The organism is Pseudomonas pichavaramensis (assembly GCF_050473265.1).
GTDB lineage: Bacteria > Pseudomonadota > Gammaproteobacteria > Pseudomonadales > Pseudomonadaceae > Aquipseudomonas.
Map to the genome: position 1 here is coordinate 32,631 of NZ_JBJKFJ010000011.1, position 11,942 is coordinate 44,572.

Here is an 11,942-nt window from a genome sequence, read left to right on the forward strand (position 1 = left end):
TGACCTAGGTAATTCGTCACCATCATCGGCAAACCTGCCGGTTTTCGGGCTCAAAAAACCTGCATGCTCATGCTTAGCAGAAAAAGTCGGCGACCTGCTCCGCGGCGGCGGCACGCGCCTGCAGCAACGCCTGTTCTCCTCTGGCCGTTCCCTCGACGCAGAAGAAATGCACATCCTTGAGACCCACAGTGCCCAGCGCCGCCTGCAGGTAGGGGCGCAGAAAGTCCGGCTGGCGCGCCTGTTCTCCGCTGATCAGCCCGCCCGACGCCACTGCCACGTACACCGGACGATCACGCAACAGACCGACCTTGCCCTGTGGCGTGCCGTTGAAGGTCACGCGAATGCGCACGATGTGATCGACCCAGGTCTTCAGCGCCGAGGGCACTGTGTAGTTGTGCATCGGCGTGGCGATCAGCAGTACATCCGCTTCGTCGAGCTGACGAATCAGCTCGGCGGAGCGCTGCAGGACGCTGCCTGGCTCGATCTGGCCAGTGTCAGTGGGTGAGGCCAGCGCCATGGCGTAGTCGTGGTCGACATGCTGCAGTGAGTTGAGGTCTACGTCCTGCACATCCAGCGTGTGGCTGCCGGCAAGACCCTCGAGTATCTGTTGCGACAGGCGCAGGCTTTCCGACTCAGCGCCACGCGGGCTACTGATCAGGCGCAGCACACGAAGAGATGCGGTCATGCTCGTAATCTCCCTGAGATAGCGGCCTCAGGCCAGATTGGCCTTGTCCAGACCAAATGCCTTGTCGGCCGAGCCCGGTACGGTGCGGAAGGCCACGTTCAGGCGATTCCAGCCGTTGATCGAGACCACCAGGAAGGTCAGGTCGGAGAGCTCCTGTGCGGAGAACTGCTCGCTAACGCTGGCGTAGATCGCGTCGCTGACGCCCAGTGGCGACAGCTGAGTCAGGGCCTCGGTCCACTCCAGTGCAGCGCGCTCGCGCTCGGAGAACAATGGCGACTCGCGCCAGATGGCGACATGGTGCAGACGCAGTTCGCGTTCGCCGTGAATCTTCGCTTCCTTGACGTGCATGTCCACGCAGAAGGCGCAGCCGTTGAGCTGTGAGGCGCGCAGGGTGACCAGATGGGCGAGTTCGGCCAGGAACGGTGTCTTGTTCAGCAGCATGGACAGTTCCACGTACTTGCCGGAGGCCTTGGGGGAGAGTTCGAAGTAGTCGAGACGCTGGCTCATGGTTTTCATCCGTATCCGAGTTGAGAAGAAACCGATGCCGCTCTGCGCTGCAGAACCACTGGCCCGGTGGAGAGAAATCTACTCACCAGTGGCCTATTCACATAGATCCATTCTTGCTGATTCGGATTGGTCCACTTTTCTCCAAGTGGTCCATGACCATGGCTGGCAGGTCAGCGGCGCGCACGCGGGCCGTGCGAGGAGGAGGCTTGCGGCTGATGCGCCGCAAGCCTGGTGCAGCCTTGTTCAGCTCGGTTGATAGTGCAGCGATCGCTTGGAGGTTTCCGGCAGGCACATGCCACCGATCAGGGCGATCACGGCGATCACGATCAGGTAGTAGGCCGGTGCCATGCGGTCGCCGCTCTGTTCGATCAGCCAGGTGGCCACCAGCGGCGCGGTGCCACCGAAAATGGTGTAGGCCACGTTGTAGGTGAAGGCCGAGGCGGTGTAGCGCACACGGGTGGGGAATTGCTCGGAGAGCAGCACGGCGGTGACCACGCCGCAGATCACCGCACCGACTGCCAGCAGCATGGCGCCGAAAGCTGAGGGTAGCAGCTGGCCGGAGGTGGCCAGGGAAAATGCCGGGTAGACCGCGACGATCAGTGCCAGGCAGGCGGTGAGGATGGTGCGGCGACGGCCGACCCAGTCCGAATAGCGGCCAATGAACGGACACAGCAGGCCGGCGAAGACCAGCGCCATCAGGTTGGCCAGCAGCGCGGTGGAACGGCTGGCGCCGCCGACCACCTGCATGTAGGTGGTCAGGTAGGTGCTGAACATGTAGAACGACAGCGCCGTGGCGGAGATGAATGCACTCAGGCAGACGATGGTCGCGCCATGATTGCGCAGGGTCTCGCGCAGGGGTGAATGCTCGGGCGCTTCCTCGGCGGCCAGGGCCTGGAACGCTGGCGACTCATCCAGGCGCAGGCGCATGTACAGGCCGACCAGGCCCAGCGGCGCAGCGACCAGGAATGGCAGGCGCCAGCCCCAGGCCTGCATCTGCTCATCGGTGACGAACTGATCGAGGCCGAACACCAGGCCGGCAGCGGCGGCGAAGGCGAGGAAGGTGGATACCGGCACGAAGCTGCCATAGCGTGCCTTGCGCTCGGTGGGCGCGTGCTCCATGACGAAGGCGCAGGCGCCGGCATACTCGCCACCCGCCGAGAAGCCTTGCAGGCAACGCGCCAGGGCCAGCAGCAGCGGGGCGAACAGGCCGATGCTGGCATAGGTCGGCAGCAGGCCGATCATGGTGGTGCAGCCGGCCATCATCAGGACGGTGATCGACAGCACGCGCTTGCGTCCGATGCGGTCACCGAGAATGCCGAAGAAGATCCCGCCCAGCGGGCGCAGGGCGAACGACACGGCGAATACCGCGAAGGTCTGCAGCAGGGCCAGGGTCGGGTTGCCCTGAGGGAAGAACAGCGAGGCGATGGTGACGGCGAGAAAGCCGTAGACGGCAAAGTCGAACCACTCGACGAAATTACCGATTGCCGAGGCGGCGATCACCTTGCGCAAGGTCGTCGGGCTGACCTCGTGCTCGTGTAGGGCGGCGGTCATTGAATACTCCTGAATTTCAACTCATATAGATATCCAGACCTTACGTGGCAAAGATGATGCCAGGCGCCCTGCTGTGCGACCCTGGCGTTGCCGGGAGCGACGTATCCGCGCCCATCGGCCTGCGCATTCATAGGAGAGATACCCATGCAGCACGTTGTACCTGTCGAGCTGGGCAAGGCCTATCGCCTGCTCAACCATGGCCCCACTGTGCTGGTTTCTGCACGTCATCGGGGCATCGATAACGTGATGGCGGCAGCCTGGTGCTGCGCGCTGGATTTCGACCCGCCGAAGCTCACCGTGGTGATCGACAAGATCACCCGTACCCGTGCGTTGATCGAAGGCAGTGGACTGTTCGCCATCCAGGTTCCGACCGTGGCGCAACTGCAGTTGACGCAGGCTGTGGGCAACAGCAGCCTGGCCGACGACCCGGCCAAGCTGGCACATGCCGGGGCCGAGCTGTTCGAGCAGCCAGGCTACGAGTTGCCTCTGGTGGCTGGTTGCTCGGCCTGGCTGGTGTGCCGCCTGCTCGATGAGCCACATAACCAGCAGGCTTACGACCTGTTCATCGGTGAGGTGATCGCGGCCTGGGCGGACGAGCGGGTATTTCGCGACGGTCACTGGCTGTTCGAGGAGGCCGACCCGTCCCTGCGCAGCCTGCACCATGTGGCGGGCGGGCACTATTACGCCATTGGTGAGGTGTTCAAGGCCTGATGTGGCAACCAGGAGCTTGCTTCAACGCGCCAGCGGCAACGCCACGCCGATCAGCACGAACAGCACGCCGCAGCTGCGGTTGAAGGCACGGCCGCCGCGTTGCAGCCAGGGGCGTATGCGAACGGCGGTCAGGGCCAGGAGTAGCTCGACGAGGAATTCGACCACGGCGAAGGTCGCCGCCATCACCACGAACTGCACGGCCAGGCCGCGTTGCGGGTCGACGAACTGCGGCAGGAAGGCGCCGTAGAACAGAATCACCTTGGGGTTCGACAGGGCCGACAGCAGGCCCTGGCGAAACAGTCGTCCGGCACTGGGTTTTACTCCACTACCGGCCAGGGTCAGGTTCATCGCTGGTGCGCGCCAGAGCTGGATGCCAAGCCATACCAGGTAGGCGCCGCCGATCCATTTGAGTGCCAGCAGTGCCGTGGGTGCAGTCTTGAGCAGGGCACCAAGGCCGAACATGGCCAGGGCGATCAGCGCACTGAACCCGACTACGCCGCCGAGGATGGTCGCCAGCGCCATACGCGCGCCGTACAGCCCGCCATGGGTCAGCGCCAGCAAGCTGTTGGGGCCGGGCGTCAATGCCAGGCCGAGGGTTGCGATGAAGTAGACGAGCCAGAGTTCGAGGGCCATGTGCAGTCTCCTGAGAAGGTGGCCAGTCTACTCAGCGCTGCAGCAGGTAATGAGGTAGATTCTGGTCATCTCACCGTCGATTCTGGACGACTCATGTCACAACGACCTGATCTGCGCTTCCTTCTGCTGCCCCTGCCGGAGTTCGCCCTGTTGCCGTTCGGTGGCTTCCTCGACAAGTTGCGCTTCAGCGCCGACGACGAGGATTACAGCCGCCAGCGCTACTGCACCTGGACCATCGTCGGCCTGCAGCCGGGGCATGTGCCGTCGAGCAGCGGTGCGGCGTTGCGTATCGAAGCCACGCCGGTCGAACTCGACCTGGCCGACTACGACTATCTGGTGCTGTTCGGCGGGCGCAATGCGCAGGCCACGGCGACGCTGGCAGCGGCCTACCGGCCCCTGTTGCGGCGTGCCGCGCGCGCCGGGGTGAAGCTGGTGGCGATCGACAACGCCAGCTTCCTGTTGGCCGCTTGCGGCCTGCTCGAGGGCCATCAGGTCGCGGTGCACTGGCGTCACGAGGCGGAATTTCGCACCAGCTTCCCGCACCTGCGTCTGGCGCGCGAACGCCTATACAGCATCGACTCCGAGCGGATTTCCTGTGCCGGGGGCACGGCCGCCATCGACCTGGCGGTGGAACTGCTGGCGCATGGCTGTGGCCGGGCGCGGGCGCTCAAGGGCCTGGCCGATATGCTGGTGGACGAAACGCGCAGTGGCCAGCATGCGCTGCGCTCGCTGCAGGGCAGCCCCAGCGGCGAACGTCACGTCGACCGTGCCATCGCCCTGATGCGCCAGGGGCTCGCCAGTGCCGAGGGTATCGAGTCATTGGCGGCCAGCGTCGGCATCAGCCGTCGTCAGCTCGACCGCCTGTTTCGCGCTCGCCAGGGCATGAGCGCGCGCGAGTACTGGAACGAGCTGCGCTTGCAACACGTGCGCTGGCGCCTGCTCAACTCCAGCCACAGCCTGGCGCAGATCGCCGACGAGATCGGCGCCAGCGACACCAGTCACCTGGGCAAGCTGTTTCGCCAGCGTTTCGGCGTCGCCCCCGGCGCTTTTCGCCGCCAGGGCGCAATGCCGCCCTCCGATCTGTAGGAGCCGCGCCCTCGCGGCGAATGTCGTGGGCAGCGCCGCTATTGCGCCAGGGCCACAATCGTTTCGCGCCGGGTCGGCGCGCCTACAGACGTATCAGCAACGGCAGCCACACCGAGGCCAGCAGCAACAGGGCCATGATCCGGTTGAACAACAGCAGTCGCGACGGTTGCCGCAGCAAGCGGGCGCTGCCGGCGCCGAGCAGGCCCCAGGCCAGCAGACAGGGCGTTGAAACCAGCAGAAATAGCGCGGCATAGAGGGCCACGCTGGCGGCCGAGGCCTGGCCTTCGAGAAAGATCGCCGTGACCGATACGCTCATCAGCCAGGTCTTGGGATTGATCAATTGCAGGCCGGCGCCCTGGACGAAGCCCTGACGCCGGTCGATCGGCCGTGCCTCGACACCGGCCGCATCGCGGCGCATCAACTTGCAGGCCATCCAACTGATCCAGGCGGCGCCGGCCCAAGTCATGCTCGTTTGCAGCAACGGGGCGCGCGCCAGCAGTTCGCCCAGGCCGAGGCCGACTACCAGCAGCATGAGACTGGCGCCCAGGCTGGCGCCGAGAGCAATGGTCAGGGCGATGGGCAGGCCGAAACGCGAGGCACTGCCGAGGATCAGCAGGTTGGTCGGCCCCGGGGTGATCGAGGCCGCCGAGGCGAAGAGGATAAAGGGCAGCCACTGGTTCATGGCCGGGGCCCTGGTGATGTGAAGGGCATCGATGATCGCTCCATGTTGGGGGCATGGCGGCGATTGTCCGGTTGCCTCGCTCAGCGGTCTTGAAGCTTTGTGCACAGGCTGCGGTAGGCGCCGGGGGTGACGCCATTGGCACGGCGGAACCAGCGGCCGAGGTGGCTCTGGTCGGCGAAACCCAGGTCGCTGGCGACATCCGCTGGCGCGCTGCCGAGGGCCAGCAGACGCCGCGCCCGCACCAGGCGCAACTGGATCAGATAACCGTGCGGGGCTATGCCGAAGGCGGCCTTGAAGGCGCGCGTGAGGCGAAAGCGGTCCACAGCGCAGGCCTGGGCCAGTTCACCGAGGCCGATGTTCTCGTGGAAATGTGCGTGCAGGTAATCGCGTGCGCGCAGGGCCACGCTGGGAATCTGCGGGTTGCCCTGCAGGCGCTGGCGCCAGTGCAGGTTGCGCGAGATGCGCTCGAGTAAGCCATCCAGGGCCGCATCGCGGACCATGCGCGGCTCGCCCTCGCGCAGTGCCTGCAGGGCATTGGCGATATGCGGCAACAGGCCGGGGTCATCCGGCTGTGTGCGTGGCACGCTGGGCAGGCAATCGACGGGCGCCTGTTCGAACAGCGCCGGCAAGGCGCTTTCGAGCCAGGCCGGCTCCAGGTACAGCGTGGAGTAGGTGAAGCCGCCCGGTGTCGGGGCGTTGCCGTCGTGAATGTCGCCGGGCTCGAGGAAGAAGGTCTGCCCCGGCACGCTGCTGAACAGGGCCCGGCGGCAATTGAACTGCTGCACGCCCTGCTCGGTGAAACCGATCAGGTAGCTGTCGTGCCAGTGCGGATCGTAGGCATGGCCCTCGAAATGCGCGCGGATGACCTCGATGCCGGTATCGGCATCCTGCTTGAGATCGACCCATGACTGCGCGTTCATTGCCCGGCCCGTTGTGGTAAGTGGAACGCCTGAGCTTAACCCGTTTGCCGGGCGCGCCTAGAACGTTTGTGCAGATGAGCGGGGTTGTGGATAAAACCAAGCGCCTTGATCCGTAGGAGCGGCTTCAGCCGCGAAATTCGCGGATAAATCCGCTCCTGCAAACGCTTGGTAATCCTGCTTGCGAGCGATGCTCTAGTCGGCCTGCGCGGGATACCAACGCGGCGTGTACACCCACTCGCCACCGTCGGCGCGCGAGAAGCGGCGGGTCTGGCTGGAGCCGATGATCACCAGGGTGCGCATGTCGACCATGTCCGGGGTCAGCTCGCCGAGGGTAAGGCTGCGCAGGGCTTCGGCCGGGCGGCCGATATCGCGGCCGAGCACCACCAGGGTCTGCGGTTCGCGATGCTGGCGCAGCAGTTCCAGGGCGCGGCCGAGCTGCCAGGGGCGGGATTTGGAGATCGGGTTGTAGAAGGCCATGGCCAGGTCAGCGAGGGCAGCATGCTGCAGGCGTTTTTCGATCACCGCCCAGGGCTTGAGGTTGTCGGACAGGGAGATCAGGCAGAAGTCGTGGCCCAGCGGCGCGCCCGCCTTGGCGGCGGTGGCCAGGCAGGCGGAAACGCCGGGTAGCACTTCCAGTTCGACGCCTTGCCAGGCCTCGCTCTGCGGGCTTTCCAGCGCCTCCATCACGGCGGCGGCCATGGCGAATACACCGGGGTCGCCGGAGGAGATCATCACCACCCTCCGGCCCGTGGCCGCCAGCTCGAAGGCATGGGCGGCGCGTTGCAGCTCTTCGCGGTTGTCGCTGGCGTGCAGGCATTGATCGGCGCGCAGCGGGCCGGCCATCTTCACGTAGGTGTCGTAGCCGAGCAGGTCTTCGGCTTCGTCCAGCGCGCGACGCACCGCCGGGGTCATGTGCTCGGCGGCGCCGGGGCCGAGGCCGATCACACTGAGCTTGCCGCGCCGCTGGCCAAGCAGGTCGAGGTCAATGGGCTGCGCGGCCTGCAGCAGGCGCAGGCCATCTCCGACATGGCACTTGGTGGGCAGCTCGGCATCGTTATGGATAAAGCGCAGGGGCAGCTGCAACTCGGCTGCTGCGGTGTGCAGCTCGGCATTGGCCATCGCGCTGGCGTCGGCCAGCAGGCAGGCCAGTGCCTGCGGCGCCAGCTTGGCATCGCTCAGCGCCTGGCGGATGCGCGCCGACAGTTCGGCGTCGGGTTGTTCGACCAGTACGGCAATACTGCGCGGGTGGATCAGCAGTTCATCGGCCTGCGCCGGGCGGGCCTGCGGGGTGATGTGGATAACCCGCTTCGCAGCGTTATCCACAGGCAGCTGGGCGGCCTCCAGCCAGGGCGCCTGGCCTTCGATGCGCACCGTTTCGCCGCCGAGCAGGTCGCTGACGAAGCGCTTGCCCTGCTGCAGATCGGCCAGTGCATAACCGGCCGGCGGCTCCAGCAGGCAGGTGCCGAAGCGCAGCTCGCCGCTGGTGGTGATGGCCGGCGCCACATTCAGGTACGCGCCAATCTCGCGGGCCAGGCGGTTGACCCCGGCCAGGCCGCCGAGCAGCGGCACCACCGCGCTGCCGTCTTCGGCCAGGGCCAGCACCGGCGGCTCGTTGCCTTTCTCCGCCAGCAGCGGGGCGAGGCTGCGGATGACGATGCCGGCGGCGCACAGCACCAGCAGCGGTTGGTCAGCCCGGTACAGGGCACGCAGGTTGTCGCCGAAGTCGTCGTAGTGGCGCTCAGCGGCCTCGACTCGCCCGCGCAGACCATGGATCACGGCCTGTGGATAAAGCGCCTTGAGGCGTTGTGCAGTGGCCAGCGCGCTGGCGCCGAGGATGACGATGTTCATGCGGTAAATCCTGTAGCCGGATGCAATCCGGGGTGTGAGTTTCCCGGATTGCATCCGGGCTACGAGCGAATGAATGTGAAAGCGGTTTCCCCGGTCTTGCCCTGTAGGAGCCCCGCCCCGGGGCGAAGCTCTTTAGGTGTGCCGCCTGTTGGGCCGCCTTCGCCGCGGGGCGCGGCTCCTACAAAACAGCGCACAGTCAGCAACAATCGACGCGCAGCAGCTCGTTCACCCCCGCCATTTCTGGCCGGGCACCAGAATCATCGAGAAGTACGGCGAATCCATCGGCTCCACTTCGTCCAGCGGCACGATCTTCTGGCTGGCCATGGTCGCCCGTTCGACGTAGTGCGCGCGGTCGTCCAGGCCGAGCTTGCGCAGCACGCGGCGAACCTTCTCGAAGTTGCGCCCGAGCTTCATCACCACGGCGGCTTCGGCATCGCGCAGGCGCTGTTCCAGCTCGTCTTCCGGCAGCACCCCGGAGAGCACGCTCAAGGACTGGTTGCGGTACACCAGCGGCGTGCCGAGCACCGAGGCGCAGCCGAGCATGGAGCACACGCCGGGCACCACGTCGACTTCGTAGCGATCAGCCAAGCGGTCGTGCAGGTACATGTAGGAGCCGTAGAAGAAGGGGTCGCCCTCACAGATCACCGCCACGTCCTGGCCGGCATCCAGCAACTGGGCGATCTGCTCGGCACAGGTGTCGTAGAAATCGGCGATCACATCCTCATAGGACAGCGGCGCAGCCAGCTTCTCGGTGGTCACCGGGTAGACCAGCGGCAGGCGCTGCTGGCTGTCAGTCAGGTGCGCTTCGATGATGCCGAAGGCATTGCCGCCCTGGCCGACGTTGTGTTTCGCCTTGGCTACGAAATAGGCCACCACGGGCGCCGATTGCAGCAGGCGCAGGGCCTTGAGGGTGAGCAGCTCGGGGTCGCCGGGGCCGACGCCGAGACCAAGCAGACGACCGGCCATCACTCCACCTCCGAGGCCAGCGCGTTGACCGCAGCCACGGCCATGGCACTGCCGCCGCGGCGGCCACGGACGATCACGTAGGGCACACCACGGCTGTCTGTGGCCAGTGCATCCTTGGACTCGGCAGCGCCGATAAAGCCCACCGGCATGCCGATGATCAGCGCCGGTTTCGGCGCGCCGGCGTCGAGCATTTCCAGCAGGTAGAACAGTGCGGTGGGCGCGTTGCCGATCACCACCACGCTGCCCTCCAGGTGCTCGCGCCAATGTTCCAGGGCTACCGCCGAGCGGGTGTTGCCGACCTCGCGGGCCAGCTCCGGCACGCCAGCGTCGTGCAGGGTACAGATCACCGCATTGCTCGCCGGCAGGCGCGGGCGGGTGATGCCTTCGGCAACCATGCGCGCATCGCAGAGAATCGGCGCGCCGGCCAGCAGGGCGGCGCGACCGGCGGCGCCGGCGCCGGCGGAGAAGCGCAGATCCTCGACCACGTCGACCATGCCGCAGGCGTGGATCACGCGTACGGCGAGCTTTTCCAGGTCGGCGGGAATGTCGGTCAGGTTGGCCTCGGCGCGAATGGTGGCGAAGGAGCGGCGGTAGATTTCCTGGCCGTCGCGGATGTAATCAAGCATCAGGGAGTCCTGCGGGAAGGTGGCGGGCGAACCAGGCGCCGGCCTCGTCGATGGTCATGGACGGCACCAGCAGGCGACCGAAACCGGTCACCTCAGGGGTGCGTTGATAGAGTTGGTAGTGTTCGGGGCTGCTGGCCAGCAGGGTATAGGGCTGTACCCGGGCGCTGGCACAACTGCGCGGGCAGGCGCTGAGATGCACCTGTGGGCGGGCGCCGCTTTCGCCTAAGCGTTCTGCCAGGTGCAGGGCATGGTGCTTGCTGTCGGCCAGGCCGCGGGCGCAGGCAGCAGAACCGGTACAGGCGACCAGGCCGAGCAGCGGCTCGTCGGGTTGAGTGAGCAGGCCCAGTTCGCTCAGCGCTGTCAGCAGCTCAGCGGACTTTTCCTCGGGCACATTGCCCAGCAGCAGACCCTGCCAGGGCGTCAGTCGCAGCTCGTCCCTGGCGTGGCGTTGGCTCAGTTCGGCGAGGGCCAGCAGTTGTTCGGCATGCAGGCGACCCAGCCGCGCGCCGACCACGACCATGCACAGGCCGCTTTGCGCCTGTGGATAAACCCCTGCGGGGGTACGTTCGACGCCATCAGCCGCTTGCCAGTCGGCAGGCGGCGGCTGCAGGGCAAAGTCCAGACGTGCCTGCAAACGCTGCAGCAGTTCGGTAGCCGGCAGCTGCGTCAGCAACTGGCGCATGCGCGACTGCTCCGGTGTGGCCAGCTCCAGGAACAACAGCAGCAGTTGGCGCACCAGCTCGACCGCCTGCACGGCCTCGATGCGTGCCAGCGGCGCTTCAAAGGGACAGCCGGCCAGGCCCAGCAACAGGTGCTGCTCGTCTTCGGCGGCCAGCCACAGATCATGCGGGTGTTCACGCATCGCCAGGGCTTCGCCGCCGTCCAGTTGCAGGGCGAACTTGGCTGACAGGGCGTGCAGCGCCGGGGTGTCCTGCAGCAGGTCGAGCAACTGCGCGGCCAGCGGGCGAACGTCCATCCGCGCCTGCGGATCGAGGCCGGCAGCAGGGCTGAGCAACAGGTTGCGCACATCGTCGGCGGCGGCCACGCGTGGACCAAGGTCGGCAGCGAGCAGCGCGTCGATCAGGGTGTTTTCCTGGCCGGGCAGCACGCCACGAATCTGCAGGTTGCTGCGGTTGGTCAGCTCCAGCACGCCGCTGGCGCAGTGCCGCGCCGCCTCGGCAATCGCCCGTGCCTGAGCACTGCGCAGCACGCCGCCAGGCAGCTTGACGCGGCAGATGCCACCGTCCAGCGCGGGGACGATGCGCAGCAGGCCGGGGCAGGCGGAAGGGCGAATGGAGGCGTTCAAGTGGTCACCTGTGGATAACGACGCGGCGACCGAACCAGCGAAACCCGCAGAAGGGATTTCATGGCATCGGTACACCCCGCCCGATGTTGGCACTCGCGACCAGCGTTCGTCGGCAGGTCTCCTGGCTGACAGGTCTTCGTCCTCCGCGCCTTCCCGGTTACCCAGTGGCCGATTGCATTGGACTCGCTGCTTACAGTTGCGGGGGCAGCCACGGTTTAGCCGTGTTCCCTCTTCGAGCCTATCTACGATCTGCTGTGCGTCGGCCCTGCCGCGTTAAAAGCAGACTCGGAATGCTCATGTGCTACAGCACACTCCGCTTCCTCGCCTGCTTTTGCCTTGCATGACTCTAGCTCGCGAGATCGTAAACAGACTCGTAGGCCCGTTTTATAAGGGCACCGACGAAGGCTGTATTATGCCCGCT

General features: G+C 66.1%; 12 protein-coding genes and 1 riboswitch. Of the genes, 2 read left to right on the plus strand and 10 right to left on the minus strand.

The features are described 5' to 3' along the window. Nucleotides 1–73: 73 nt before the first annotated feature. The 3 genes from ACJRW5_RS17880 to ACJRW5_RS17890 all read right to left on the minus strand — a co-directional run bounded on the left by ACJRW5_RS17880 (nt 74) and on the right by ACJRW5_RS17890 (nt 2,743). Nucleotides 74–685 (minus strand): FMN-dependent NADH-azoreductase, encoded by a 612-nt coding sequence (locus ACJRW5_RS17880; RefSeq protein WP_484571838.1) that lies wholly within the window; start codon nt 683–685, stop codon nt 74–76. A 27-nt stretch (nt 686–712) separates the two neighbouring features. Next, a complete protein-coding gene (locus ACJRW5_RS17885; protein WP_484571839.1) occupies nt 713–1,201 on the minus strand; it encodes a carboxymuconolactone decarboxylase family protein in 489 nt (162 codons plus the stop codon). A 234-nt stretch (nt 1,202–1,435) separates the two neighbouring features. Continuing rightward, nucleotides 1,436–2,743, minus strand: coding sequence for an MFS transporter (locus ACJRW5_RS17890; protein ID WP_484571840.1), 1,308 nt, complete (start codon nt 2,741–2,743; stop codon nt 1,436–1,438). Between the two features lie 144 nt (nt 2,744–2,887). Between ACJRW5_RS17890 and ACJRW5_RS17895 the strand changes: the two genes are divergently transcribed. Continuing rightward, the gene (locus ACJRW5_RS17895) at nt 2,888–3,454 is read left to right on the plus strand and encodes a flavin reductase family protein (RefSeq protein WP_484571841.1); all 567 of its coding nucleotides are present in this window, start codon (nt 2,888–2,890) and stop codon (nt 3,452–3,454) included. A 21-nt stretch (nt 3,455–3,475) separates the two neighbouring features. Here the strand turns inward: ACJRW5_RS17895 and ACJRW5_RS17900 are convergent, their stop codons facing one another. Further along, nucleotides 3,476–4,087 carry a LysE family translocator gene (locus tag ACJRW5_RS17900; protein ID WP_484571842.1) on the minus strand — a complete coding sequence of 204 codons (612 nt, stop codon included), beginning with the start codon at nt 4,085–4,087 and terminating at the stop codon, nt 3,476–3,478. A gap of 93 nt (nt 4,088–4,180) precedes the next feature. Between ACJRW5_RS17900 and ACJRW5_RS17905 the strand changes: the two genes are divergently transcribed. Then, on the plus strand, nt 4,181–5,173 hold the full coding sequence (locus tag ACJRW5_RS17905; protein ID WP_484571843.1) for a GlxA family transcriptional regulator: 993 nt from the start codon (nt 4,181–4,183) through the stop codon (nt 5,171–5,173). 82 nt (nt 5,174–5,255) lie between these two features. Here the strand turns inward: ACJRW5_RS17905 and ACJRW5_RS17910 are convergent, their stop codons facing one another. The 6 genes from ACJRW5_RS17910 to cobG form a co-directional block, all read right to left on the minus strand. Beyond that, a complete protein-coding gene (locus ACJRW5_RS17910; protein WP_484571844.1) occupies nt 5,256–5,855 on the minus strand; it encodes a LysE family translocator in 600 nt (199 codons plus the stop codon). Nucleotides 5,856–5,935: 80 nt separating this feature from the next. Then, on the minus strand, nt 5,936–6,775 hold the full coding sequence (locus ACJRW5_RS17915) for an AraC family transcriptional regulator (protein WP_484571845.1): 840 nt from the start codon (nt 6,773–6,775) through the stop codon (nt 5,936–5,938). A gap of 192 nt (nt 6,776–6,967) precedes the next feature. Continuing rightward, nucleotides 6,968–8,623 (minus strand): precorrin-3B C(17)-methyltransferase, encoded by a 1,656-nt coding sequence (cobJ, locus tag ACJRW5_RS17920; protein WP_484571846.1) that lies wholly within the window; start codon nt 8,621–8,623, stop codon nt 6,968–6,970. A 225-nt stretch (nt 8,624–8,848) separates the two neighbouring features. Continuing rightward, nucleotides 8,849–9,589, minus strand: coding sequence for a precorrin-2 C(20)-methyltransferase (locus ACJRW5_RS17925; RefSeq protein WP_484571847.1), 741 nt, complete (start codon nt 9,587–9,589; stop codon nt 8,849–8,851). Beyond that, nucleotides 9,589–10,215 carry a precorrin-8X methylmutase gene (locus ACJRW5_RS17930; RefSeq protein WP_484571848.1) on the minus strand — a complete coding sequence of 209 codons (627 nt, stop codon included), beginning with the start codon at nt 10,213–10,215 and terminating at the stop codon, nt 9,589–9,591. The genes ACJRW5_RS17925 and ACJRW5_RS17930 overlap by 1 nt, the downstream gene beginning before the upstream one ends. Continuing rightward, a complete protein-coding gene (gene cobG, locus ACJRW5_RS17935) occupies nt 10,208–11,521 on the minus strand; it encodes a precorrin-3B synthase (RefSeq protein ID WP_484571849.1) in 1,314 nt (437 codons plus the stop codon). Before cobG ends, ACJRW5_RS17930 begins: the two co-directional genes overlap by 8 nt. Nucleotides 11,522–11,615: 94 nt before the next feature. Further along, nucleotides 11,616–11,782: riboswitch (cobalamin riboswitch) on the minus strand. Nucleotides 11,783–11,942 lie beyond the last annotated feature (160 nt).